The organism is Mycobacterium sp. PSTR-4-N, assembly GCF_022348085.1.
Taxonomy (GTDB): domain Bacteria; phylum Actinomycetota; class Actinomycetes; order Mycobacteriales; family Mycobacteriaceae; genus Mycobacterium.
Genome location: NZ_JAKRFN010000002.1, coordinates 293510 through 318991, shown reverse-complemented (window position 1 = coordinate 318991; position 25482 = coordinate 293510). Strand labels below are relative to the sequence as shown.

Genomic DNA, 25482 nt, shown 5'->3' with positions numbered 1-25482 from the left:
CCGTCAGCGGAACACCACGGTGCGGTGACCGTGGAGCAGAACCCGGTTCTCGCAGTGCCAGCGCACCGCCCGCGACAGCGCGAGCGCCTCGGCGTCCTGCCCGACGGTCGCGAGCCGAGCGGGGTTGTGCGAGTGGTCGATTCGGATGACTTCCTGCTCGATGATCGGGCCCTCGTCCAAGTCCGGCGTGACGTAGTGAGCCGTCGCGCCGACCATCTTCACACCGCGGTCGTATGCCTGGTGGTAGGGCTTGGCGCCTTTGAAGCCGGGCAGGAACGAGTGGTGGATGTTGATCGCCCGCCCCCTCAACGCGGCGCACGCCTCGTCCGAGAGCACCTGCATGTAGCGGGCCAGCACCACGACCTCGGCGTCGAGGTCCTCGACGAGCTCGAGCAGCCGGGCCTCGGCGTCGGCCTTCGACGCGGGTGTCACCGGGATGTGGACGAACGGCAGCCCGGCGGCCTCCGCCATCGGTCGCAGCGTGTCGTGGTTGGACACGACGGCGACCAGTTCACCGCCGAGCGTTCCTGCCCGCCAACGGAAGATCAGATCGTTGAGACAGTGTCCGAGTTTCGACACCATGACCAGTACCCGGGGTGGCTGCATCCCGTTGATACGGAACGACATCTCGAATCCCGCTGCCACCGAGGAGAACTGCTCGGTCAACATGGTCGCGTCGATCGTGTCGTCGGGACAGCAGAACGTGGTGCGCAGGAAGAAGGACTGACTGACGTCGTCGTCGAACTGCTGGTGCTCGACGATGTCGTAGCGACGGGAGAACAGGAACGAGCTGACCGCGTGGACGATCCCGGGCCGCTGCGGGCAACTCAGCGTCAGCGTGAATGTCTGTGTCATGAGCGGAGTTTCGCCATCTCGGGATCGACCAGCGGCTCGGCCACCACGGTGGCGGCCACCCTGCGGTCGAAGTACTGGATGTCCACCCCGGCGCCGAGACCGACGGTCGCGGGCAACCACGCGTAGGCGATCGGTGCGCCGACCGTGTGCCCGAACGCCGCACTGGTGACATAACCGGCAGGTTCGCCGTCGATCAGCACCGGTTCGGAACCGAGGACGACGGAGCGGCCGTCATCGACGGTCAGGCAGACCAGCCGGCGTTCGACCGTGTCGTCCGAGACGCCTGCAAGAGCCTCGTGGCCGACGTAACCGTCCTTCTGCGGGCGCACGGCGAATCCCAGTCCTGCCTCGTACGGGTTGTGCTCGGTCGTCATGTCGGTGCCCCAGGAGCGGTACCCCTTCTCCATCCGCAGGCTGTTGAAAGCGGCGCGGCCCGCGGCGATCACGCCGTGGCGTTGCCCCTCGGCCCACAACGCATCCCACAGCCGCAGACCGTGTTCGGCAGTGGTGTAGAGCTCCCAGCCGAGCTCACCGACATAGGACAGGCGCATCGCGGTCACCGGCACCCCGCCGATGCGGACCCGCTTGCACCGGAAGTACTTGAAGCCGTCGTTGGAGAAGTCGTCGCGGCTCAGGGCCGACACCAGGTCGCGTGCCCTCGGCCCCCAGACGCCGATGCAACAGGTACCGCCGGTGATGTCGCGGACGGCCACGTTACTGTCGGCACCGTCGGCCTGGCGGCGCAGGTAGTCCAGATCGACGTTGCCGTTCACCCCGACCTGGAAAGTGTCGGCGGAGAGGCGGGCGACCGTGATGTCGCTGCGCACCCCGCCGGCCGCGTCGAGCATCAGCGTGTAGGTGACCGAACCGACCGACTTGTCCATCTTTCCGGTGGTGAGCCGCTCCAGCAGCGACACCGCACCGGGTCCGGAGATCTCCAGGCGCTTGAGCGGCGTCATGTCGTAGAGAGCGACAGCGGTCCGGGTGCGCCATGCCTCGGCAGCAGCGATCGGCGAGTGGAACATCGCCGCCCACGCGTCGCGCTGCGGCGGTTGCCACTGCGTGGGCAGCGCGTCGACCAGGTCGGCGTTGGCCTCGAACCAGTGCGGCCGCTCCCACCCGCCGGCCTCCAGGAACACCGCGCCGAGTTCCTTCTGCCGCGCATGGAACGGGCTGACCCGAAGATCGCGCGGAGATTCCTTGGGCTGCAACGGATGCAGGATGTCGTAGACCTCGACGAAGTTCTGCTGCGAGGTCTCGCTGACGTAGTCGGGATCGAGCTGCACGTCTTCGAAGCGGTGCACATCGCAGCCGTTCAGCGCGACCTCGGATCGGCCGTCGATGAGCACCTGGGCGACGGCGCGCGCGACGCCGGCCGAGTGCGTCACCCAGACCGCCTCGGCGATCCAGAAACCGGCGACCTCGGGCGATTCGCCGACCAGTGGTGCCCCGTCGGGGGTGAACGAGAAGATGCCGTTGAAGCCCGACGCGATGGTCGCCGTCTGCAGGCAGGGCAGCAGGAGCTTGCTCTGCTCCCAGGCCGGCGCGAAGTCCTCTTCGGTGAACGCCAGCATGGACGGCATTGCCTCCGAGCTGATCTCGCCGTCGGGGAGGTCGCGCAGGTCGACGGGCATCGGGCGGTGGGCATACGAGCCGATGCCGAGGCGGTCGACGTGCTCGCGGAAGTACAGATCTTGATCCTGGTGGCGCAGGATCGGGAAGCCGGCCTCGGAGGCCTCGGTGTTGCGCCCGACCAGTTCCGGAATCTGGTGGGTCTTCACGTATTGATGGGCCAGGGGCAGCAGCGGTACGTCCATGCCGACGAGCGCACCGAGCTCCGGTCCCCAGAATCCGCCGCAGGACACCACGATGTCGGCGGGCACCGTGCCCGACGGCGTCGTCACACCGGTGACCTTCCCTCCGCTGTGTTCGATCCCCAGGACCTTGGTGGAACCGCGGAACTCTGCGCCCCGGCTCTGCGCGCGGCGGGTCAGCGCGACGACCACCCGGGCAGCCTTGGCCAGTCCGTCGGTCTCCACGTGCAGACCGCCGAGGATGCGCTGCGGATCGAGAAGCGGGTGCAGCTTCGCGCATTCTTGCGGGTCGATCACGCGCGCGGCGACACCCCACGAGGTCGCCCACCCGTGCCGTCGGTGCAACTCGGCGAGCCGGCCCTCGGTGGTCGCCACCTCGAGACCGCCGACCTGGTTGAAACACCACGCGCCGTCGACGTCGAGCGAGCAGAACTTCTCCACGGTGTAGGACGCGAACGCCGTCATCGCCTTCGAGGAGTTCGTCTGGAACACCAACCCCGGCGCGTGCGAGGACGAGCCGCCGGTCAACGGGAGCGGGCCCTGATCGAGGACCGTCACCCGGTCCCAGCCACGGGCGGTGAGTTCGTCGGCGAGGTTGGTGCCGACGATGCCGGCGCCAATGATCACGACGCGAGGGGATCCCATGTGCGTGGCCGCTCCTGACTAAGATTGATCAACAACTGATATACCAAGGTAAGGTCCCACTGGGCGCCGGTCAACCTCGGCGCCGGTGCCCCTGCGGGTGGTGACCTCTCGCCCCTGCTGTCCCGGTAGTGTCGTCGCGGTGAGCAACGGGAGCTCCGACTCGGGCGGGGGTGTGCAGTCGGTCGACCGGGCGGTGTCCGTCCTCGAGATCCTGGCTCGCCTCGGCGAGGTCGGCGTCACCGAACTCGCCAATGAGATCGGTGTGCACAAATCCACGGTGTCCCGTCTGCTGTCTGCCCTGGAAGACCATGAGCTGGTCGAACAGGCCTACGAGCGCGGCAAGTACCGACTCGGGTTCGGCCTGTTGCGCCTGTCCAACGCCGTGTCGGGACAACTCGACGTCACACAGCAGGGGCGCGAGATCTGCGAGCGGCTGGCTGTCGAGCTGGGGGAGACGGTCAACATCGCGGTCCTGCGATCGCACTACGCCGTCAACGTCGATCAAGCCCGCGGCCCCCGATCGGTCGGCAGCCACAACTGGGTCGGCGAGCTGACTCCGCTGCACGCGACCTCGAGCGGCAAGATCCTGCTGGCCTACATGTCTGCTGAAGCGCGGCGCGATGTGCTCGGCGAAGCGCGCCTCACCCGCTACACCGACCGCACGGTCACGTCGATGGATGATCTCGAGCGTCAGCTCATCGACATCGCCCGCGACGGCTATGTCATCTCCACCGAAGAGATGGAGCACGGTTTGACCGCCGTGGCGGCGCCGATCCGGGACCATGCCGGCATCGTCATCGCTGCGCTGAGTGTTTCGGGACCGGTGTACCGGCTCGACGACGGCCGCGCCCGCGAGGTGATTCCTGCCGTCGTCGCCGCGGCGGCGGCGGTGTCCGAACGCATGGGCTACCAAGGCTGACCCTCCGCCTCTGACGGCTCTGCCAGCACGTTCACAGCGACTAATTTCGCGCTCCCGGTGGTGTATCACTCTCGCGCGTTCTAATATATCAGGGCGAGTGTGGCTCTCGTCACACCTGCTCGTATCAGCCCAGGAGTGAGAATGTGACCGCACAACAAGACCATCCGCTCGATGTCGACGAGCTGAAAACCAAGCTGCACCACACGTTTCCCGGTCCGGGCGCACCGATCGCACCCGGGCACAAAGACGATGTCCCGCTGTGTCAGCGTCCGCCGATCACCGACAAGGTGGTCTTCGGTGTCACCGCGGTCATCGTCGTCGCCATCCTCGGCTGGGGCCTGCTGTCGCCCGAGAACTTCGGCTCCACGATGTCGGCGATGCTCACCTGGGTGGTGAGCAACATGGGGTGGGTCTTCATCGTCTCGGCGACCTGCTTCGTGCTGTTCGCCGCGTGGCTGGCGCTGAGTCGGTACGGCAAGATCCCGCTCGGCCGCGACGGTGAGAAGCCCGAGTTCAACACCGTGAGCTGGGTGGCGATGATGTTCAGCGCCGGCATGGGGATCGGGCTGATCTTCTGGGGCGTCACCGAGCCGTTGACCCACTTCGTCAATCCGCCGCCAGGGCTGGCCGACTCCAAGGCAGGCACGGCGCTCGCCACGGCGCTGTTCCACTGGGGGTTCCATCCCTGGTCGATGTATGCGGTCGTGGGACTGTCCATCGCCTACGGCAGTTACCGCATGGGCCGGCGCCAGTTGATCAGCGCGTCGTTCATCCCGCTGTTCGGCCGCAAGCGCATCGAGGGACCGATCGGCAAGACCATCGACATCCTCGCGATCTTCGCCACGATGTTCGGCACGGCGGCGTCCCTCGGGCTCGGCGCTCTGCAGATCGGCTCGGGCATCGAGGTGCTCGGCTGGGTCGGTAAGGCGGGCACGCTCCTGTTGGTGGCGGTGGTGGCCCTGCTCACCCTGGCCTTCGTGGCCTCCGCCGTCTCCGGGGTGTCGCGCGGAATCCAGTGGTTGTCGAACATCAACATGGTGCTCGCGCTCATCCTGGCGATCTTCGTGTTCATCGTCGGACCGACGGTGCTGATCCTGAACCTCTTGCCGACCGCGTTGGGTGACTACCTGGCCAATCTCGCGGCGATGTCGGCACGCTCGGCCGAGGCCGGCGGCGACACCGAGAAGTGGCTCTCCTCGTGGACGATCTTCTACTGGGCGTGGTGGATCAGCTGGACACCGTTCGTCGGCATGTTCCTGGCGCGGATCAGCCGCGGACGCACCATCCGGCAGTTCGTCATCGGTGTGATCCTGATCCCGACGACTGTCAGCCTGTTGTGGTTCGTCATCTTCGGAGGGGCGGGGATCGGGCTGCAACGCAACGGTCTCGACATCTTCGGCAGCGGCGAACCCGAATCCACCCTGTTCGGGATGCTCAGCCACATGCCGCTGGCCGGCCTGTCCTCGCTTCTGGTGATGGCCCTCGTCGCGATCTTCTTCGTCTCGGGTGCCGACGCCGCGTCGATGGTGATGGGGACGCTGTCCCAGAGCGGCTCGGTGTATCCGTCGCGGTGGGTGGTCGCGTTCTGGGGCCTGAGTACCGGCGCGGTGGCCGTGCTGATGTTGTGGGCCGGTGGGAACGACGCGCTCAACGGTCTACAGACGATGACGATCATCGTCGCGGCACCGTTCGTGCTGGTGATGATCGGCATGTGCGTGTCGTTGTTCCTCGACGTCACCCGCGATCCGATGATGGCCGATCTGCAGAAGACCGCCGTTCCCGGCGAGACGCCGGTGGGAGACCCAGCTCCGTAGCACGAAGCCTTTTCGACACTGGTCGCCGCACTGAGCAAACAGTGCGGCGACCAGTGTTTTTGCTGTCGAAAGAAGTCAGGAAACTCACAGCGGCCGAAGCCGCTGTTCCACTTGACAAGCATTGTGACCGGCCACACACTGTTGCGTATTACGAATCGCGTTCCTTAATACGCGTCATCTGTTCGAAACAGGAAGGCAACACATGCTCGACGTCTGCCCGCTTTCCGACCTGCCGCCCGGCGAGTCGGTCCGCGTCGCCGCGGAACCGCCGATCGCTGTCTTCCACACCGAGGACGGCGAGGTGTTCGCGATCGACGACACGTGCTCGCACCAGGATGCGTCGCTGGCCGACGGCTGGCTCGAGGGATGCGAAGTCGAATGCCCGCTGCACGCGTCGCGGTTCAATCTGCGGACCGGCGCCGTGGACGCGCCGCCCGCGAAGCTGCCGGTGCGCACCCACACCGTCGTCATCGACGACGGCATGATCCGCGTCCAACTCAGCACCGAGAAGCCGAACCTGCCGCCCGACATCCGCGCGCGACTGGCCCAGGGACAGTCGTGAAGCACATCGCCGTCATCGGAGCCTCGCTGGCCGGCCTCTCGGCAGTCAGAGCTCTTCGCGCACAAGGATTCACGGGCCGGATCACCGTCATCGGCGACGAGGCGCGCCGGCCCTACGATCGCCCGCCGCTGTCGAAAGACTTCCTCGCCGGTGACCTCACCGAGGCCGACCTCACCCTCGAGGACTCCGACGACCTGGCCGCCGAGTGGGTGCTCGGCTCGGCCGCCGTCGCTCTCGACCCGTCGTCCAACACCGTCGACCTCGCCGACGGCCGCCGGGTGCACGCCGACGGATTCGTCATCGCCACCGGATCGCGGGCCCGGCGCTGGCCCGGGTGCGAGAAGATGGCCGGAGTCCACGTCATCCGCACCATCGACGACGCCCTCGCGCTGCGCTCCGACCTGCGACCCGGAGCGCAGATGGTGGTGATCGGCGCCGGCTTCATCGGCGCCGAGGTCGCCTCCACCGCACGCAAACTCGGCATGGCGGTCACGGTCGTCGAGGCGGCACCGACGCCCCTGCAGGTGCAGCTCGGTTCCCGGCTCGGCGCGGTCGTCGCGCAAGCGCACGGCGTGCACGGTACGACGTTGATCTGCGGGGTCGGCGTGGCCGGGCTCACCGGACAGAAGCGCGCGCTGCGCGACGCGGACTGCGTCGACCGGGTCACCGGGGTCGACCTCGTCGACGGCCGCCACCTGCCCGCAGACGTCGTGGTGGTCGGCATCGGCGGAATCCCGAACATCGAGTGGCTGCAGGGCAGCGGTCTGACCCTCGGTAACGGCGTGATCTGCGGCGCCAACGGCCAGACGAACATCCCGAATGTCGTGGCGGTGGGCGACTGCGCGGCATGGCACGACCCGTCGACCGGGGTGGCGCGCCGAGTCGAGCACTGGACGGGTGCACTGGAGCGGCCGGCGATCGCGGTCGCCGCGCTGCTGGCGGGTGGAACCGACCAAAGCACCGCCGTCAAGGCGCCGTACTTCTGGTCCGACCAGTACGGCGCGCGCATCCAGTTCGCCGGAACCGCGCTGCCCGACGACGAGATCACCATCGAGGCGGGCGACTGCGAGAGCGGCAGCTTCCTCGCCACGTACCGGCGCGACGGCCGCCTGGTCGCCGTCCTCGGCGTCGACCAACCCAAGTTGTTCACCCGGTGGCGCCGCCAACTCGCCACCACCCCGGTTGCCGTCTGACCTCTTCCCTCAGCCCCACTCTCACTCACAGGAGCCTCATGACCACCTTCGAAGCAGCCCCCACGTTGCCCGAGAGCCTCATCTCCACCCTGGCCGGCCACTACTACACCGACCCGGAGGTGTTCGCGCTCGAGCAGCAGAAGATCTTCGAGGCGATGTGGTTCTGCGTGGTGCGCTCCTCGGATATCGCAAAGCCCGGGGCGTTCAAGACGGTCCAGGTGGGTAGCGAGAGTGTCCTGGTGACCCGGTCGCGCACGGGAAAGGTGAACGCGTTCTTCAACGTCTGCCGGCATCGCGGCGCGCAATTGTGCACCGAGGACAGTGGCGAGGTCCGGCGCGCGTTCCAATGTCCCTACCACGCCTGGACATACGACCTCGACGGCAAGCTCATCGCCGCCCCGAACCTGACCAAGATGCCCGACATCGACCGGGTCGAATACGGGCTGCGCACCATCGCCGTGCGGGAATGGCTCGGATACGTGTGGGTGTGCCTGGCCGAGACGCCGCCCTCGTTCGAGGACACCGTGATGAAGGAGATCGTCGATCGCCTGGGCGACCTCGAGTCGATCGACCACTACGGCATTGCCGACCTGAGCGTGGGCCGCCGGATCGTCTACGACGTCAAGGCGAACTGGAAGCTCATCGTCGAGAACTTCATGGAGTGCTACCACTGCGCCACGATCCACCCCGAACTGACCGAGGTGCTGCCGGAATTCGCCGACGGCTACGCGGCCCAGTACTACGTCGGGCACGGAGCCGAATTCGGAGAGGATGTCAAGGGTTTCACGATCGACGGCTCCGAAGGGCTCGATCACATCCCGGGGGTCACCGAAGATCAGGATCGCCGCTACTACGCGATCACCGTGCGCCCGCAGGTGTTCGTGAACCTGGTTCCCGATCACGTGATCGTGCACCGTATGTTCCCGATGGCCGCCGACCGCACGGTCGTCGAGTGCGACTGGCTGTACCTGCCGGAGGTCGTCGAATCGGGTCGCGACGTCAGCCGGTCGGTCGAATTGTTCCACCGGGTCAACAGCCAGGACTTCGAAGCAGCCGAAAGATGCCAGCCGGCAATGAATTCGCGCGTGTATCGCAACGGCGGTGTGCTGGTTCCCAGCGAACACCACATCGGGGCCTTCCACGACTGGCTGCGCGGCATGCTCGCCGTGTGATGCGTCCGCAGTCGATGACCAAATACGTCTACGACTTCACCGAAGGTGACAAGAGTCGTAAGGAACTGCTCGGTGGCAAGGGCGCGAACCTCGCCGAGATGACCAACCTCGGTCTGCCGGTGCCACCCGGGTTCACGATCACCACTGAAGCGTGCCGCGAATACCTCAGTCGCGGAGCTGCTCCCGGGGAACTGCGGGTGCAGGTCACCATGGCGTTGCGGCAGCTCGAAGACGGCCTCGGACGCCGGCTCGGTGATCGACACGATCCGCTGCTGGTCAGTGTCCGCTCCGGCGCGGCCTTCTCGATGCCCGGGATGATGGAGACGGTGCTCAACATCGGGCTCAACGACGCCAGCGTCAAAGGCCTCGCCGAGCAGTCCGGCGACGAACGCTTCGCCTGGGATTCCTACCGGCGGCTCCTGCAGATGTTCGGCAAGACCGTGCTCGGCATGCCCGGCGACATGTTCGCCGATGCGCTGGAGAAAGCGAAGTCGGCCAAGGGCGTCGTCACCGACGTCGAACTCGACGCCGATGATCTGAAGGATCTGGTGACCGAGTTCAAGGCGCTGGTGCGCGAGCACTCCGGACAGGAGTTCCCGCAGCACCCGCGCGAGCAGCTCGACATGGCGATCGACGCGGTGTTCGACTCGTGGAACACCGAGCGGGCCCGGTTGTACCGGCGGCGGGAACGGATACCCGCCCACCTCGGCACGGCGGTCAACATCTGCACGATGGTGTTCGGCAACCTGGGGGAGAACAGCGGCACCGGCGTGGCGTTCACTCGCGACCCGGCGTCGGGGCGGCCGGGCGCCTACGGCGACTACCTGCCCAACGCGCAGGGCGAAGACGTCGTCGCCGGCATCCGCAACACGCTCTCGCTCGACGATCTGGCCGAGCTGGACCCCGCGTCACACGGTCAACTGATGACGATGATGCGCCGGCTGGAAACGCACTACCGCGACCTGTGCGACATCGAATTCACCATCGAGCGCGGCACCTTGTGGATGTTGCAGACCCGCGTCGGCAAGCGCACGGCAGCCGCCGCATTCCGGGTCGCCGCCCAACTCGTCGACGAGGACCTGATCACGTTGGACGAGGCGCTGCTTCGGGTGTCGGGGGCGCAACTGGCGCTGCTGATGTTCCCGCAATTCGACCGGACGGCGGAGCGGGACCTGGTGGCCCGCGGGATGGCCGCCTCGCCCGGGGCCGCTGTGGGCAGGGTGGTGTTCGACTCCGCGACCGCCCGCGCCTGGCACGAACGCGGCGAGCACGTCGTGTTGGTGCGCAAGGAAACCAACCCCGACGACCTGGAAGGGATGATCGCCGCCAACGGAATCCTCACCGCGCGCGGCGGGAAGACCTCCCATGCGGCGGTGGTGGCCCGCGGGATGGGGAAGACGTGCGTGTGCGGCGCAGAAGCGCTCGACGTCGACGTGGCGGCCAGGACTGCGCGAGTCGGCAGCGTGGTGATCGAGGAGGGCGACGCGCTCAGCATCGACGGCTCGACCGGTGAGGTGTTCCTCGGCGCGGTGCCGGTGGTGCCCTCGCCGGTGGAGACCTACATCGAAGCCGGACTTGCGGCGGCACTCGAAGGCGCCGACGACGAGACCGCGGCTGTCGTCATGGCCGTGGACCGGTTGCTCACCCACGCCGACGAATCGCGCCGCCTGGCCGTGCGGGCCAACGCTGACACCGCCGAGGATGCGGCGCGGGCCCGCTCGCTGGGCGCGCAGGGGATCGGGCTGTGCCGCACCGAGCACATGTTCCTCGGCGAACGCCGGACGCTCATCGAAGCGGTCATCCTGGCGCGCAGGCCCCAGGAGCGTGAGCACGCCCTGGCGGCGCTGTTGCCGTTGCAGCGAGCCGATGTCGCCGCGTTGCTCGAGGCGATGGACGGTTTGCCGGTGACGATCCGGTTGCTGGATCCGCCGCTGCACGAATTCCTGCCCGACCGAACCGATCTCGCCGTCGAGGTCGCACTGGCCGATGCCGCCGGCGATCAGGGCGCACAGGCGGCCGGTCGCCGTGCGCTGCTCGCGGCCGTCGAAGACCTTCACGAGTCCAACCCGATGCTCGGTCTACGCGGTGTCCGACTCGGCTTGGTGACACCGGGACTGTTCGCCCTGCAGGTGCGTGCGATCGCCGAGGCCGCCTGCGACCAGCTGGCCGCCGGACGGGACCCGCAAGTCGAGATCATGGTGCCCCTGGTCGGCTCGGTGATGGAGCTGCACCTGGTCCGGGACGAAGCCGAAGAGATCCTCGCCGAGGTGGCTGCCGAGCGCGGCGTGACGCTCACCGTGCCCGTCGGCACGATGATCGAGCTGCCCAGAGCGGCGTTGACCGCGCATCGCATCGCCGAGGCCGCTGACTTCTTCTCCTTCGGCACCAACGACCTCACCCAGACGACGTGGGGGTTCTCCCGCGACGACGTCGAATCCTCGCTGTTCGCCAGCTACATCGACAAGGGGGTGTTCACCACGTCGCCGTTCGAGACGCTCGACGCCGACGGGGTGGGGCGACTGGTGGAGATCGCGGCCAGGGAGGGCCGGGCCACCAAGGCCGGTCTCAAACTCGGTGTCTGCGGGGAACACGGCGGCGACCCCGAGTCGATCCACTTCTTCCACCGCACCGGACTGGACTATGTCTCGTGTTCACCGTTCCGGTTGCCGATCGCGCGGCTGGAGGCGGGCCGGGCAGCCGTCAGTTGACGTCCCTGCTCATCTCGCCGCTGAGCCGTTCGGACCTGTTCTCCAACAGCCGGATTCGGTGTGCATTGCCGGGAAGATCGATGTAGCGGCGGCCGTAGAGCTTCAACAGCGCATCGTCGAGGCGTCGCACTGCCCCCGGCGGGAAGCGGTAGTCCATGGCGGCGTTCACCGCATCGGTGTCGACGCCGGCCAACACCGAGTCCACCTCGTCGATCGAGTCGATGTCGAGATCGAGCAGCAGACCGGCCATCCACCCGTAGTGGTCGGTGCGCGACCACCCTGCGTCGGGGAACCGGTTGGCCAGGTAGGTGGCCAAGACCGGCGTCGGAATACCCGCCTCACCGGCGGCGCGCGGCCGTTCGGCCGGGGTGGTCGAGCGCAACCGCTCCCGGATCGCGGAGAACTCCCGGTCCGCGAGCTCGAGCAGACCCGCGGCGAGGGTGAACCGCCGGTCCAAATCGGGGGCGTCCTCCTCGGGGATCGAACCCTTGTAGCGGACGTCGTGCTCGAACTCCGCCCACGCGTGCTGCAGGATCGTGCGCACCTGCACCGACGCCGGCTGTTGCTCGCCTTCGGCCGCCAGCAGGAGATGCCTGCTGGCGTAGCCCCAGCGGCCCTCGCTCGCGGTTTCCACCCCCATGTCCCGATCGTCGAGCAGCTGCATCTCCTGCCCGAGCAGCCGGGCGACCGCGGCGACGTCGTCGCGCAGATACGTGATCACCCGCAAGCCGATCTGATCGGTGATCTCCGAGAGAGGATCGGCATACAACCGGTGGCCGTCGACGTGCCGGTCGGCCTTGGCGGCAAAAGATGCCACCGACTTCGTCCGGGCGGTCACGCTCAGATAATCGATCCCGGCGTCGTCCAGCAGCGCCGTGACCATCGTCAGGTAGCGCTCGGTGGACGCCATCAGCGCGGGGCGCCGCCGGGTGTAGGTCGCGATCGCCTCGTGCACCACACCAGGTGTCGGCTCCGGCGGGGCGGGCACCAGGTCCGACGGCAACGTCGGCGTCACGATGCACCCGGTCTCGGCGTCGCCGTAACAGGTCACCGCGTCCGGCCGGCGGGCAGCGAACATCGCCACGTAGGCGCAGACCACCGCGTCGACCGGATCTTCCACTCGGCGCAATTCGCTTTTCCGCTCGGCACTTTCGGCCATCGCGCGCAGCCGCACCCAGTCGGGTGAGTCGGCCACCCGCAGCGAGGGCTCCGCGGTCGCAAGCCCTTCGACCAGATCCATCAACCGCAGCAGTTCGGCTTGCAGCTGCGCCACCGAGCGGCCCGGCTTGGCCTTGTACTTCAGCGTGCGACCCAGCCGGAACAACGCCACCGTGGCCGCATGGGGATACACCTCGAGCGCGCGACGCGGCCCGTCGGACTGCGGATCGATGTCCAGGCCGAGGGCGTCGGCCAGCCGCCCGGCCCGGGTGCCGTCGGCGAACTCCGGCTTGCCCGTGTTCGACGGATGCGCGCCGGCCTGGAATTTCGCGAAATCGGCGTTGAGCGCCCGCTCGGCCGGCCGCTGACCCGTCGGGTTGCGCACGACGATCGGTGCGTCGATACCCACCACACAGTCGCCGTCGACGTAGGGCGCCACCATCGAACGGATGCTGGCGTCATCGGTGGCCGCCGACGCCGCCACCAGCCGGCCGCCGTCGTCGACGACGGCGACACCGGTGGGTTTGCGCTGGCCCCATGCCAGGTCCAGACCGACGAAATACATGGCCCCTACTGTGCCCGATAGGCTGTTGGGCCGTGAGCAACCGCGCGTCCATTCCCGATGTCCTGGCCCATCGCTACGCCAGCGAGGAGATGGTGGCGATCTGGTCGCCGGAAGCCAAGATCGTGGCCGAACGCCGGCTGTGGCTGGCTGTGCTGCGGGCGCAGAGCGAACTCGGGGTGGAGGTGCCCGCCGGCGTCGTCGACGATTACGAGCAGGTGCTCGAGAACGTCGACCTCGACTCCATCGCGGCGCGGGAACGCGTGCTGCGCCACGACGTCAAGGCCCGGATCGAGGAGTTCAACGCCCTCGCCGGACACGAGCACGTGCACAAGGGCATGACCAGCCGCGACCTCACCGAGAACGTCGAGCAGATGCAGATCCGGCGCTCGTTGCAACTCGTGCACGCGCGCGGCATCGCCGTCGCCGCTCGGCTGGCCGAGCGGGCCGCACTCTATCGCGACCTCGTGATGGCGGGCCGCAGCCACAACGTCGCCGCCCAGGCCACCACGCTGGGCAAGCGATTCGCCTCGGCGGCCGAGGAGACCCTGGTCGCGCTGCGCCGCATCGAGGAACTCATCGCCCGCTACCCGTTACGTGGCATCAAGGGGCCGATGGGCACCGCCCAGGACATGCTCGACCTGTTCGACGGCGACACCGCGCGGCTGGCCGACCTGGAGACCCGCGTCGCCCAGTTCCTCGGCTTCACCGACATCTTGACCAGTGTCGGCCAGGTGTATCCGCGATCGCTGGATCACGACGTGGTGTCCGCGCTCGTCCAACTCGGCGCGGGACCGTCGTCGTTCGCGCACACCATCCGGTTGATGGCCGGCCACGAACTGGTCACCGAGGGGTTCGCCCCCGGCCAGGTGGGGTCATCGGCGATGCCACACAAGATGAACACGCGCAGCTGCGAGCGGGTCAACGGGTTGCAGGTGGTGTTGCGCGGATACGCCTCCATGGCAGCGGAATTGGCGGGCGCGCAGTGGAACGAGGGCGACGTGTTCTGCTCGGTGGTGCGTCGGGTCGCACTGCCGGATGCGTTCTTCGCCATCGACGGGCAGACCGAGACGTTCCTGACCGTGCTCGACGAGTTCGGTGCCTACCCCGCGGTGATCCAGCGGGAGCTCGACCGCTATCTGCCGTTCCTGGCGACGACGCGCATCCTGATCGCCGCGGTCCGCGCCGGGGTGGGCCGCGAGACCGCGCACGAAGTGATCAAGGAGCACGCGGTCGCGGTGGCGCTGGCGATGCGCGAGCGCGGCGCCGAACCCGATCTGCTGGATCGGCTGGCCGCCGATCCGCGCCTTCCCCTGGACCGTGCGGCGCTCGACGGCGCGCTGGCCGACAAGGCGGCCTTCACCGGTGCAGCCGCGGACCAGGTGGACCGCGTGATCGCGGCCGTCGACGATCTGGTCGCGCGCTACCCGGGCGCGGCCGATTACACCTCGGGCGCGATTCTGTGACGGCGACCGCGGACGCTTCGACTTCTGGGTGGACCGGGATCGACTTCACCGATCTCGACAACTTCGCCGCGGGCTTTCCCCACCACCTGTTCGCGCGCCACCGCGAGCACGCCCCGGTGTACTGGCACGAACCGACCGAGAACACCCCCGACGGGGAGGGCTTCTGGTCGGTGGCGACCCACGCCGAAACCCTTGCCGTGCTTCGTGATCCGGACACCTACTCCTCGGTGACCGGCGGCGGTCGCCCGTTCGGTGGCACGCTGCTGCAGGATCTGCCGATCGCCGGTCAGCTGCTCAACATGATGGACGACCCGCGCCACGCGGCGGTGCGCCGTCTCGTCAGCTCCGGTCTGACGCCCCGGATGATCTCGCGTGTCGAAGACGACCTGCGGATGCGGGCCCGCCGCCTTCTCGATGCCGTGCGGCCGGGCGAGCCGGTGGACGTCGTCACCGAGATCGCCGCCGAGATCCCGATGCAGATGATCTGCATCCTGCTGGGAGTGCCCGAGTCCGAGCGGCATTGGCTGTTCGAAGCCATCGAACCGAGCTTCGATTTCGGCGACGCCCGTCGGGCCACCATCTCCCGGCTCTCCGTCGAGGAGGCCGGCTCCCGGATGTTCGCCTACGGCCAGGAATTGATCGCCGCCAAGAAAGCCGCGCCGAGCGACGACATGCTCTCGGTGGTGGTCAACTCCGACGATCCGGAGCTGTCCGAGCTGGAGAGCTATCTGTTCTTCAGCCTGCTCTTCAGTGCAGGGGCGGAGACCACCCGCAACGCCATCGCCGGCGGACTGCTGGCTCTGATCGACAATCCCGACGCCCACACCGCGCTGCGGGCCGAGCCGTCGCTTCTGCCGACCGCGATCGAGGAGATGGTCCGGTGGACCTCGCCGTCCCCGTCGAAGCGGCGCACCGCCACCCGGCCGACCACCCTGGCCGGCCGGCGCATCGACGCCGGGCAGAAGGTCCTGGTGTGGGAGGGTTCGGCCAACCGCGACGCGGCGGTGTTCGTCGATCCCGACCGGTTCGACGTCGCCCGAAAGCCCAACCCGCATCTGGGTTTCGGGCACGGTGTGCACTACTGCCTGGGCGCCAACCTGGCTCGGCTGGAATTGCGGGTGATCTTCTCCGAACTGCTCAGCCGGTTCTCGGCGATGCGGCTGGCCGCGCCGGTGGAATGGACGAGAAGCAACCGGCACACCGGACTGCGGCACCTGATGGTGGAACTGTCATGAGCGAGTACCCCGACCTCCGGGTATCCGACGCCGACCGCGCCGCGGTACGTGGACTGCTCGAGCGGGCCGTCGGTCACGGCATGCTGAGCCTCGACGAGTACAGCGAGCGCCTCGATGCGGTGTTCGCGGCGCGCACCCGTCGCGACCTCGACGTGGTGATCGCTGATCTGCCGTTCGGCCGCGAGCCCGCGACGCCGCCCGCTCAAGAAGTACGCAGCTGGCTGTCCAGCATCACCCGCAAAGGGCCGTGGACGGTGCCCCCGCGCATGCGACTGGTCACCAGGATGTGTTCGACCACCCTGGATTACACGTCGGCGGTGCTCCCAGGGCCGGTGGTGCACGTCGAGGTCGACGACTACTTCGGTTCCGTCGAACTGGTGCTGCCCGACGGCGCGACCGCGGACTGCAACCGGGTCAGCACCGTCGGCGGCTCCACGTCGGTCCGGGTGGGGACCGGTGCGCCGTCGCAGCGGTTGCACGTCGTCGTGACCGGACGGGTGCGGTTCGGGTCCCTCACCGTGCGGCACCCGTTCGGTGCGACGCTGCGGCGCTTCCTGCGCTAACTCGGCCGGCGCAGATTCGTCGCTCTGATCCCGGTCGCCCGCAACTCGAGAGCGGCCAGCCCGCGAATCGCCATCCGATCCTGGCTGCGCCACGCCCCGACCGGGTCGGGGGTGACCGCGGCGAGCTTGGGCAGCGGACGGTTGGCCAGCGCCCGCAGCGCCAACAGCTCCTCCCCGGCGAGGGTGGATGCCAGCGTCACCGCCGTCCACTTGCGCCGCGCGAACCGCACGCGCAGGAACAGCCACGGCATCATCAGCGCGAGGATCGGGGGCGCGGCCACTGCCAGCGCCAACAACCACGCCAACCAGCTGGCCGTCCCGCCCAGGGACTGACCGGCCCCGGCGATCTCGCGGGCCGCATCGCCGGCTGCGCTGAGCGGCTTGGCCAGCGCGTCCCCGATCAGCGGCACGTTGTCGGCGCTGTTGCCGGCCGAGTCGAGGTTGCCGGCCACACCGTTGGCGCCGCTCTCGACCTGGTAGCCGAAGTCGGCGATCACCGCGACGGCCGCGTGCACCGCCAGACCGATGATGACCCAGACGGCGGTCCAGCCGATGACGACGACGTCGCTGAACAGCTGACGCAGCAGCCGCGCGGGCGTCGTGGCATAGGGAACCCATCGCGATCTCATGCGATCGATCACAGCACACGGGGCGCTCCTGACGGACCGATAGGCTTGCCCGATGCGTCCCGCTCTGTCCGACTACCAGCACCTGGCCAGCGGCAAAGTTCGTGAGCTCTATCGGGTGGACGAGGGACACCTGCTCTTCGTCGCCACCGACCGGATCTCGGCCTACGACTACATCCTCGACAGTGAGATTCCGGACAAGGGCCGCATCCTCACCGCGATGAGCGTGTTCTTCTTCGATCTCCTGCCGGTGCCCAACCACCTCGCCGGCCCACCCGACGATCCCCGCATCCCCGACGAGGTGCTCGGCCGCGCGCTGGTGGTGCACCGACTCGACATGCTGCCCGTCGAAGCCGTGGCCCGCGGATACCTTACTGGCTCGGGCCTGATCGACTACCAGAACAGCGGCAGCGTCTGCGGAATCGAGCTGCCCGAGGGTCTGGTGGAGGCGAGCCGCTTCGCCGAGCCGCTGTTCACCCCGGCGACCAAGGCGGAGCTGGGGGATCACGACGTCAACATCAGTTACGACGACGTCGTCGGCCTCATCGGCTCCGCCCGAGCCGAGGAGTTGCGCGACCTGACGTTGCAGACCTACCGCCACGGCGCCGACCACGCGCTGAGCCGGGGCATCATCGTCGCCGACACCAAGTTCGAATTCGGTGTCGACACCGACGGGCAACTGACGCTGGCCGACGAGGTGTTCACCCCCGACTCGTCGCGGTACTGGAATGCCGACGACCACACCGAGGGCTCCGTGCAGAACAGCTTCGACAAGCAATTCGTCCGCAACTGGTTGACCGGCCCCGACTCGGGCTGGGACCGCCACGGCGATCAACCGCCGCCACCGTTGCCCGCCGACATCGTCGAGGCGACGCGTGCGCGCTACATCGAAGCCTACGAACGTATTTCGGGTCTGAAGTTCGCGGAGTGGATCGGAGGACGGCGGTGAAGCCGCCGGTGGCCAAACGTGTCGAGCATCGGCGTGCTCACCACGGTGACGTGTTCGTCGACCCCTATGAGTGGTTGCGGGAGAAGGACAGCGCCGAGGTGATCGACCACCTCGAGGCCGAGAACGCCTTCACCGAGCACATCACCGCCGACCTCGCTCCGCTGCGGCAGTCGATCTTCGACGAGATCAAGGCCCGTACCAAGGAAACCGATCTGTCGGTGCCGACACGGCGCGGGGACTGGTGGTACTACGGACGCAGCTTCGCCGGAAAGCAGTACGGCGTGCATTGCCGGTGCCCCGTCGCCGACCCCGGCGACTGGACACCGCCGCAGCTGACCGAAGACACCGACATCCCCGGTGAGCAGGTCCTGCTCGACGAGAACGTCGAAGCCGAGAGGCACGACTTCTTCTCGCTCGGCGCTGCCAGCGTCAGCGTGGACGGCACTGTGCTCGCCTACTCCGTCGACGTCGTCGGGGACGAGCGGTACACGTTGCGGTTCAAGGATTTACGGACCGGCGAACGGTATGACGACGAGATCGCCGGGATCGGCGCCGGCGCCACCTGGGCCGCCGACAACAAGACCATCTACTACACCACCGTCGACGACGCCTGGCGACCCGACACCGTGTGGCGGCACCGGCTGGGCGCCGGCCTGCCGGCCCAGAAGGTGTACCACGAGCCCGACGAGAGATTCTGGGTCGCCTGTGGGCGCACGCGGAGTAACAAGTACGTGCTGATCGCGGCCGGCAGCGCGATCACCTCGGAGATGCGTTACGCCGACGCCGCCGATGCGGAAGCGGAATTCACCGTGGTGTGGCCGCGCCGCGACGGAGTGGAGTACTCCGTCGAACACGCCGTCGTCGCCGACGAGGACCGCTTCCTCATCATGCACAACGACGGTGCCGAGAACTTCACGCTCGTCGAAGCGCCGGTGGCCGATCCATCGGCGACCCGCACCCTGATCGAGCACCGCGACGACGTGCGGCTGGATGCTGTCGACGCGTTCGCCGAGCTGCTCGTCGTGAGCTACCGCAGCGAGGCGTTGCCGCGAATTCAGCTGTGGCCCCTGCGTGGAACCGGTTACGGCGAGGCCCGCGATGTCACCTTCGACTCGGAGCTGATGTCGGTCGGGCTGTCCGCCAACCCGAACTGGGCCGCACCGCGGCTGCGCATCGGCGCGACCTCGTTCGTCACACCCGTGCGGGTCTACGACCTCGACCTGGCCACCGGCGAGCGCGTGCTGTTGCGCGAACAGCCGGTGCTCGGCGACTACCGGGCCGAGGACTACGTCGAACGCCGGGACTGGGCGATCGCCGAAGACGGTGCGCGCGTGCCGTTGTCGATCATCCACCGGGTCGGCGTCACCGCGCCTGCACCGCTGTTGCTCTACGGCTACGGCGCCTACGAGTCCTGCGAAGACCCGCGCTTCTCGATCGCGCGGCTCTCCCTGCTCGATCGCGGCATGGTGTACGCGGTGGCGCACGTGCGCGGCGGCGGCGAGCTCGGCCGGCTCTGGTACGAGCACGGCAAGCTGCTCGAGAAGCGCAACACGTTCACCGACTTCATCGCCGCGGGAAGGCATCTCGTCGACACCGGCGTCACGACCGCCGACACGATGGTGGCCTACGGCGGTAGCGCGGGGGGCCTGCTGATGGGTGCGGTCGCCAACATGGCGCCCGAGCTGTTCGCCGGCATCCTGGCCGCCGTGCCCTTCGTCGATCCCCTCACCACGATCCTCGACCCGTCACTGCCGCTGACGGTCACCGAGTGGGACGAGTGGGGCAACCCGCTCGACGACGCCGATGTGTACCACTACATGAAGTCGTATTCGCCGTACGAGAACGTCGAGGCCAAGCGCTATCCCGCGATCCTGGCGATGACCTCGCTCAACGACACCCGCGTCTACTACGTCGAACCCGCCAAATGGGTGGCCGCGCTGCGGCACGCTCAGCACGAACCCGAGCGCGACGGTGCCCGAGTGCTCTTGAAGACCGAGATGAACGCCGGCCACGGCGGCATCAGCGGACGCTACGAACGCTGGAAAGAGACGGCGTTCCAGTACGCCTGGCTGCTCGATGTGGCGGGACTGGCCGGCGCAGACGTAGCGTCTGCCTCATGACGCTCACCGACATGCCCCTGACCACCCTGGACGGACAGGCCACCACACTGGGGGAGTTGGCCGACGGCGCGGCGCTCGTGGTGAATGTGGCGTCCAAATGCGGGCTCACGCCGCAGTACAGCGCCTTGGAGCAGCTGGCGAAGGACTACCGGGATCGCGGGCTGACGGTGATCGGTGTGCCCTGCAACCAGTTCATGGGGCAGGAACCCGGCACCGCCGAGGAGATCCAGACCTTCTGCTCGACGACCTACGGGGTGACGTTTCCGCTGCTGGCCAAGACCGATGTCAACGGGCCCGACCGCCATCCGCTGTACGCGACGCTGACCCAGACCGCGGACGGCAGCGGCGAGGCCGGTGACGTGCAGTGGAACTTCGAGAAGTTCCTGCTCGCGCCCGGCGGTGAGGTGGTCGCCCGGTTCCGGCCGCGCACGGCACCCGATGCGCCCGAGGTGATCGCGGCCATCGAAGACGTGCTGGGGTAGCTTCGCGGGGCAGCGCACACAGTTCAGCCACACGAGTGGCGGCGTTGTCCATCGCGACACCTGGCGTTGCGACACTGCGGAAGTGGCAGGACAACTGATCGTCTCGATCTCCGGAGTCAGCGACCGCACGATCGACGACGTGGCGGCGTTCCACGGGCAGCTGGCGCGGCGCGGCGTGCCGGCATCGTTCCTGGTGGCGCCCCGGCTCAAGGGCGGATACCGGCTCGACCGCGACCCCGGCACCGTCTCGTGGCTCGCGCAGCGGCGCGACGCCGGCGATGCGATCGTGCTGCACGGTTTCGACGAGGCTGCCACCAAGACGCGTCGCGGAGAGTTCGCGACGCTGCCCGCACACGAGGCCAACCTGCGCCTGATGGCCGCCGACCGGATCCTCGAACACCTCGGTCTGCGCACCCGGCTGTTCGCCGCACCCGGCTGGAACGTCTCCGACGGCGCGGTCACGGCACTGCCGCGCAACGGCTTTCGCGTGATGGCCGGACTGGGCGGGATCACCGACCTGGTCCGCGGTACGACGGTGCGGGGGCGCGTCCTCGGCATCGGTGAGGGATTCCTGAGCGAACCGTGGTGGTGCCGAACCGTCGTGCTCGCCGCGGAGCGCACCGCACGCCGCGACGGCATCGTGCGGGTGGCCGTCGCGGCGCGGCACCTGCGCCGGCCCGGCCCGCGACAGGCGATGCTGGACGCCGCCGACCTGGCGCTGATGCACGGGTGTGAGCCCACCGTCTACGCCTGGCGGCACCCGGCTGCGTTGTCCGACGCCGCCTGAGGGGTTCCGCTCGCTACATTGGCCGCATGGCAGATGATGCTGACGTCATCGTGGTCGGTGCCGGCCTGGCCGGCCTGGTGGCCGCATGTGAGCTGGTCGAGCGGGGCCGACGCGTGCTCATCGTCGACCAGGAGAACGCCGCCAACGTCGGCGGGCAGGCCTTCTGGTCTTTCGGCGGGCTGTTCTTCGTCGACAGCCCCGAGCAGCGGCGTCTCGGCATCCGGGACAGTCACGAGCTGGCCCTGCAGGACTGGCTCGGCACCGCCGGGTTCGACCGCCCCGAGGACCACTGGCCCCGGCAGTGGGCGCATGCGTACGTCGACTTCGCGGCCGGCGAGAAGCGCAGCTGGCTCGGTGACCGCGGGCTCAAGGTCTTTCCGCTCGTCGGCTGGGCCGAGCGAGGCGGCTACGGCGCCCGCGGGCACGGCAACTCCGTGCCGCGGTTTCACATCACCTGGGGCACCGGGCCCGGCCTGGTCGAGATCTTCGCGCGCCGACTGACCGGCCCGCTGGTGCGCTTCGCGCACCGCCACCGCGTCGACGAGGTGGTCGTCGAGAACGGCGCCGTCGTCGGGGTGCGCGGGGCGGTGCTGGAGCCGTCTTCCGCGGCACGCGGCGCACCGTCGTCTCGAAACTCCATCGGCGAGTTCGATTTTCGCGCACAAGCGGTCATCGTCGCCAGCGGCGGCATCGGCGGCAACCACGACCTCGTGCGGGCGAACTGGCCGCAGCGGATGGGCCGGGTGCCCGAGCAGCTCCTCAGCGGCGTGCCCGAGCACGTCGACGGGCGGATGCTCGGGATCGCCGCGGCAGCCGGGGCGCACATGATCAACAGCGACCGGATGTGGCACTACACCGAGGGCATCACGAATTACGACTCGATCTGGCCGCGGCACGGCATCCGCATCCTGCCCGGCCCGTCGTCGCTGTGGCTGGACGCCAGCGGGCGGCGGCTGCCCGTTCCGCTCTACCCGGGCTTCGACACGCTCGGCACGCTGGAGTACATCTGCCAGACCGGGCAGGACTACACCTGGTTCGTGCTGAACAAGCGCATCGTCGACAAGGAATTCGGGCTGTCGGGGCAGGAACAGAACCCTGACCTGACGGGCCGCAGTGTGCGCCTGGTCCTCGAACGTGGCCGCAAGGGACCCGCACCGGTGCACGCCTTCGTCGACAAGGGCGTCGACTTCGTCACCGCCGACTCACTGCGTGAGCTCGTCGCGAAGATGAACGCCGTACCCGATGTGCAGCCATTGGACTACGCGACGGTCGAAGCGGAGGTGACCGCGCGCGACCGGGAGGTGGCCAACCGGTTCACCAAGGACAGCCAGATCACCGCGATCCGCGGCGCGCGTGGCTATCTCGCCGACCGCGTGAGCCGCGTCGTCGCACCACACCGGCTCACCGACCCCAAGGCCGGCCCGCTGATCGCCGTGAAGCTACACATTCTGACCCGAAAGTCGTTGGGCGGCTTGCAGACCGACCTCGAATCCCGGGCACTGGGCGCCGACGGCACGCCGGTGGCCGGGCTGTATGCCGCCGGCGAGGCCGCGGGTTTCGGCGGCGGTGGCGTGCACGGGTACCGCTCGTTGGAGGGAACGTTCCTCGGCGGGTGCGTGTTCTCCGGTCGCGCGGCGGGCCGGGCCGCAGCCCGCGACGTGGGCTAGTTCTTCTGCGCGAGAAGTCGCGAACTCGAGTGCTTTCTCCGGCGTGTCACTCGAGTTCGCGACTTCTCGCGGTCAGACCGGTGGCGCGCTGACCTGGTATTGCTGGATCGACCAGCCGTCGTGGGCTCGGGCGAGCACCACGCCGAGGCGCAGCGAGACCACCGTGCCGTCGGGCCGGTGGAAATCAGCGGCGCCGTACCCGACGACCACGTGCTCGGCGGGCCGGCGGACCTCGTCGATGCGGTAGTCGACCGTCATACCGTGGGGCTGGCCGTCGTAGTAGCGGCGCACCCCGTCGCGTCCCACCGTGTAGGGCGCCAGCCCTTGGAAGACGGCGTCGTCGGCGAACACGGCGGCAACCCGCTCGGGGTCATGCGCGTCGATGCCGGCCTTCCACTCGTCGAGCACCGATTTAACGATCTCGCGGCTAGTGTCCGGCACTTTGACCTCCGTCGACGTGCAGGATCTCCCCGGTGACGAAGCCTGCCTTCTCCAAATACAGCACGGCATCGACGACGTCGTCGAGGGTGCCGAGGCGACCCACCGGGTGCAACGCGGCCAAGAACGGGTGCGTGGCCGGGTCGTGCATCGGGGTGTCGATGGTGCCCAGCGCGACGGCGTTGACTCGGATTCCCCTGTCGGCGTACTCGATGGCGAGAGAGCGGGTGGCGGCATCGAGTCCGCCCTTGGTCAGCGAGGCCAACACCGACGGCACCTTCTTGTCGGCCTGACCGACCAGGCTGGTGGAGATGTTCACGATGTGTCCGCCGCGCTCGAGCATCGCCGGGATGGCGGCACGGGTGACCTCGAAGAAGCCGCGGGTGTTCACCCCGGTCACAGCTTCGTAGTCGGCGTCGGTGTACTCGGTGAACGGTTTGGCGATGAAGATGCCGGCGTTGTTGACGACGGTGTCCACGCGGCCGAAGCGTTCGTGTGCGGCGGCGACCAAGGCGGCACCGACGCCCGGTTGGGCGATGTCGCCGGCGACGGTGACGATCATCGGGTCATCACTGGGGGCGATGCTGCGCGAGGTGGCGACGACGCCATAGCCCAGGCGACGGTAGCCCGCGACGAGCGCCGCCCCGATGCCCTGCGATGCCCCGGTGATGATTGCTACTTCAGATGTGCTGTTCATGTCCTGCTCAACGTGAGTGCCTGGCGTCGCATGTCCGCTCGGCGGGACCGGATTCCTCGCTGTTGAGAGGTCCTGCCTATTACGCTGCGGAACGTGGAGCTGCGTCAGTTGCGCTACTTCGTCGCCGTGGCCGACGAGCTGAATTTCGGCCGCGCTGCGGAACGGCTGCGGATCGCAGGACCCTCGCTGTCGCAACAGATCAAGGCGCTCGAACGCGACCTCAAGGTCCAGCTGTTCGACCGTGACCGCCGATCCGTCGCTCTGACCCCGGCCGGTGCCGCACTGGTGTCCGAGGCGAAGGCGCTGATCGACCAGGCGGATGCATTACGGAGGCGCGCAACGGGTTTGGCGGCATCAGAGCCGATTCGGATCGGTTGCGTCAACTGGTGTCCGACCGACTGGGCCGAACGCGCCGCGGGCGTCGCGCAACTGCGCGTCGACACCTGGGTGATGCCCTCGCACACCCAAGCCGAGCGCGTGGCCAGCGGAGCGCTCGACCTGGCGATCTGCTGGGTGCAGGCGCGCGACCTCGACGCACTGGCCCTTCAGGCGCGACTCATCGGCATCGATCGCCTGCACGCGCTGGGGCCGGGCGGCGACGAGTCGGCGGTGACGGCCGCCGACGTCGTCGTCCTGGTCGACACGGACGCCGCGAGCTGGTCGTCGTGGAACCGGTACGCCGAGGAGCTCGCCGCGAGCACCGGCGCGCGCGTCGTCCGCACCGACGACGGCGGAGTCACCGGCCCTGCGTTCGTCGAACACGTGCGACGGCTGGGGCGTCCCGTGCTGATCAACCCCCGGGGTCAGCGCGATCCCGAACCGCGAGATCTGGTGCGGCGAGAGGTGATCGAACCGACGCCGCTGTGGACGTGGTCACTGGTCTGGCGTGCGGACGACGATCGACCGGCGGTGCGTGCCATCGTCGACGAATTCAGCAGCGACACCGGTGATCTGACGGTCGACGACCCGGGAACGTGGGTTCCTGCTGATGATCCACACCGCGGCGGCGGCCAACGCAGCCGCTGAGACTGTGAGAGCGGACATCACGAG

Annotated in this window: 21 protein-coding genes; 15 read left to right on the top strand and 6 right to left on the bottom strand. The window is 68.3% G+C overall.

From position 1 onward, the window contains the following. Nucleotides 1–3: 3 nt before the first annotated feature. Both purU and MHN84_RS04865 read right to left on the bottom strand, forming a co-directional pair. On the bottom strand, nt 4–855 hold the full coding sequence (gene purU / locus MHN84_RS04870; RefSeq protein ID WP_241203488.1) for a formyltetrahydrofolate deformylase: 852 nt from the start codon (nt 853–855) through the stop codon (nt 4–6). Next, the gene (locus MHN84_RS04865) at nt 852–3314 is read right to left on the bottom strand and encodes an FAD-dependent oxidoreductase (RefSeq protein WP_241203487.1); all 2463 of its coding nucleotides are present in this window, start codon (nt 3312–3314) and stop codon (nt 852–854) included. Before MHN84_RS04865 ends, purU begins: the two co-directional genes overlap by 4 nt. Before the next feature lie 139 nt (nt 3315–3453). Here MHN84_RS04865 and MHN84_RS04860 point away from each other — a divergent pair, with 139 nt between their 5' ends. From MHN84_RS04860 to ppdK, 6 genes are all read left to right on the top strand, one after another. Next, nucleotides 3454–4233, top strand: coding sequence for an IclR family transcriptional regulator (locus MHN84_RS04860; RefSeq protein WP_241203486.1), 780 nt, complete (start codon nt 3454–3456; stop codon nt 4231–4233). 227 nt (nt 4234–4460) lie between these two features. Beyond that, nucleotides 4461–6047 carry a BCCT family transporter gene (locus MHN84_RS04855; protein ID WP_374238316.1) on the top strand — a complete coding sequence of 529 codons (1587 nt, stop codon included), beginning with the start codon at nt 4461–4463 and terminating at the stop codon, nt 6045–6047. A gap of 202 nt (nt 6048–6249) precedes the next feature. Continuing rightward, the gene (locus tag MHN84_RS04850) at nt 6250–6609 is read left to right on the top strand and encodes a bifunctional 3-phenylpropionate/cinnamic acid dioxygenase ferredoxin subunit (protein ID WP_241203485.1); all 360 of its coding nucleotides are present in this window, start codon (nt 6250–6252) and stop codon (nt 6607–6609) included. Further along, nucleotides 6606–7802, top strand: coding sequence for an FAD-dependent oxidoreductase (locus MHN84_RS04845; RefSeq protein WP_241203484.1), 1197 nt, complete (start codon nt 6606–6608; stop codon nt 7800–7802). The genes MHN84_RS04850 and MHN84_RS04845 overlap by 4 nt, the downstream gene beginning before the upstream one ends. A 38-nt stretch (nt 7803–7840) precedes the next feature. Then, a complete protein-coding gene (locus MHN84_RS04840; RefSeq protein ID WP_241203483.1) occupies nt 7841–8974 on the top strand; it encodes an aromatic ring-hydroxylating dioxygenase subunit alpha in 1134 nt (377 codons plus the stop codon). Continuing rightward, nucleotides 8974–11682, top strand: coding sequence for a pyruvate, phosphate dikinase (gene ppdK / locus MHN84_RS04835; protein WP_241203557.1), 2709 nt, complete (start codon nt 8974–8976; stop codon nt 11680–11682). Before MHN84_RS04840 ends, ppdK begins: the two co-directional genes overlap by 1 nt. On the opposite strand, the gene relZ is transcribed toward ppdK, so the two are convergent. Further along, nucleotides 11675–13405, bottom strand: a complete 1731-nt coding sequence (gene relZ, locus MHN84_RS04830) for a bifunctional ribonuclease/(p)ppGpp synthase (protein ID WP_241203482.1) — start codon at nt 13403–13405, stop codon at nt 11675–11677. The genes ppdK and relZ overlap by 8 nt on opposite strands. Nucleotides 13406–13437: 32 nt before the next feature. Here relZ and purB point away from each other — a divergent pair, with 32 nt between their 5' ends. From purB to MHN84_RS04815, 3 genes are read left to right on the top strand one after another with little or no spacing between them, the layout of a single operon-like run. Next, the gene (gene purB / locus MHN84_RS04825) at nt 13438–14868 is read left to right on the top strand and encodes an adenylosuccinate lyase (RefSeq protein WP_308192912.1); all 1431 of its coding nucleotides are present in this window, start codon (nt 13438–13440) and stop codon (nt 14866–14868) included. Continuing rightward, on the top strand, nt 14865–16103 hold the full coding sequence (locus tag MHN84_RS04820; protein WP_241203481.1) for a cytochrome P450: 1239 nt from the start codon (nt 14865–14867) through the stop codon (nt 16101–16103). The genes purB and MHN84_RS04820 overlap by 4 nt, the downstream gene beginning before the upstream one ends. After that, nucleotides 16100–16666 (top strand): DUF1707 domain-containing protein, encoded by a 567-nt coding sequence (locus MHN84_RS04815; protein WP_241203480.1) that lies wholly within the window; start codon nt 16100–16102, stop codon nt 16664–16666. Before MHN84_RS04820 ends, MHN84_RS04815 begins: the two co-directional genes overlap by 4 nt. Here MHN84_RS04815 and MHN84_RS04810 read toward each other — a convergent pair. Further along, complete coding sequence (locus tag MHN84_RS04810; RefSeq protein WP_241203479.1) at nt 16663–17295, bottom strand: hypothetical protein; 633 nt, start codon at nt 17293–17295, stop codon at nt 16663–16665. The two genes, MHN84_RS04815 and MHN84_RS04810, sit on opposite strands and share 4 nt — an antisense overlap. Nucleotides 17296–17347: 52 nt before the next feature. On the opposite strand from MHN84_RS04810, the gene MHN84_RS04805 reads away from it, so the two are divergent. From MHN84_RS04805 to MHN84_RS04785, 5 genes are all read left to right on the top strand, one after another. Then, on the top strand, nt 17348–18241 hold the full coding sequence (locus MHN84_RS04805) for a phosphoribosylaminoimidazolesuccinocarboxamide synthase (RefSeq protein ID WP_241203478.1): 894 nt from the start codon (nt 17348–17350) through the stop codon (nt 18239–18241). Then, entirely contained in the window at nt 18238–20361 is a 2124-nt protein-coding gene (locus MHN84_RS04800) for a S9 family peptidase (protein WP_241203477.1), read from the top strand. The genes MHN84_RS04805 and MHN84_RS04800 overlap by 4 nt, the downstream gene beginning before the upstream one ends. Next, entirely contained in the window at nt 20358–20843 is a 486-nt protein-coding gene (locus MHN84_RS04795; protein WP_241203476.1) for a glutathione peroxidase, read from the top strand. The genes MHN84_RS04800 and MHN84_RS04795 overlap by 4 nt, the downstream gene beginning before the upstream one ends. Nucleotides 20844–20925: 82 nt before the next feature. After that, nucleotides 20926–21630, top strand: a complete 705-nt coding sequence (locus tag MHN84_RS04790) for a DUF2334 domain-containing protein (protein ID WP_241203475.1) — start codon at nt 20926–20928, stop codon at nt 21628–21630. 26 nt (nt 21631–21656) lie between these two features. Continuing rightward, nucleotides 21657–23297: an FAD-binding dehydrogenase gene (locus tag MHN84_RS04785; protein WP_241203474.1), complete on the top strand. Its 1641-nt coding sequence runs from the start codon at nt 21657–21659 to the stop codon at nt 23295–23297. Nucleotides 23298–23369: 72 nt separating this feature from the next. On the opposite strand, the gene MHN84_RS04780 is transcribed toward MHN84_RS04785, so the two are convergent. After that, complete coding sequence (locus tag MHN84_RS04780) at nt 23370–23738, bottom strand: SgcJ/EcaC family oxidoreductase (RefSeq protein WP_241203473.1); 369 nt, start codon at nt 23736–23738, stop codon at nt 23370–23372. Next, the gene (locus MHN84_RS04775) at nt 23725–24432 is read right to left on the bottom strand and encodes an SDR family NAD(P)-dependent oxidoreductase (protein ID WP_241203472.1); all 708 of its coding nucleotides are present in this window, start codon (nt 24430–24432) and stop codon (nt 23725–23727) included. Before MHN84_RS04775 ends, MHN84_RS04780 begins: the two co-directional genes overlap by 14 nt. A 93-nt stretch (nt 24433–24525) precedes the next feature. Here MHN84_RS04775 and MHN84_RS04770 point away from each other — a divergent pair, with 93 nt between their 5' ends. Further along, nucleotides 24526–25458, top strand: a complete 933-nt coding sequence (locus MHN84_RS04770; protein WP_241203471.1) for a LysR family transcriptional regulator — start codon at nt 24526–24528, stop codon at nt 25456–25458. The last annotated feature ends 24 nt before the right edge of the window (nt 25459–25482 follow it).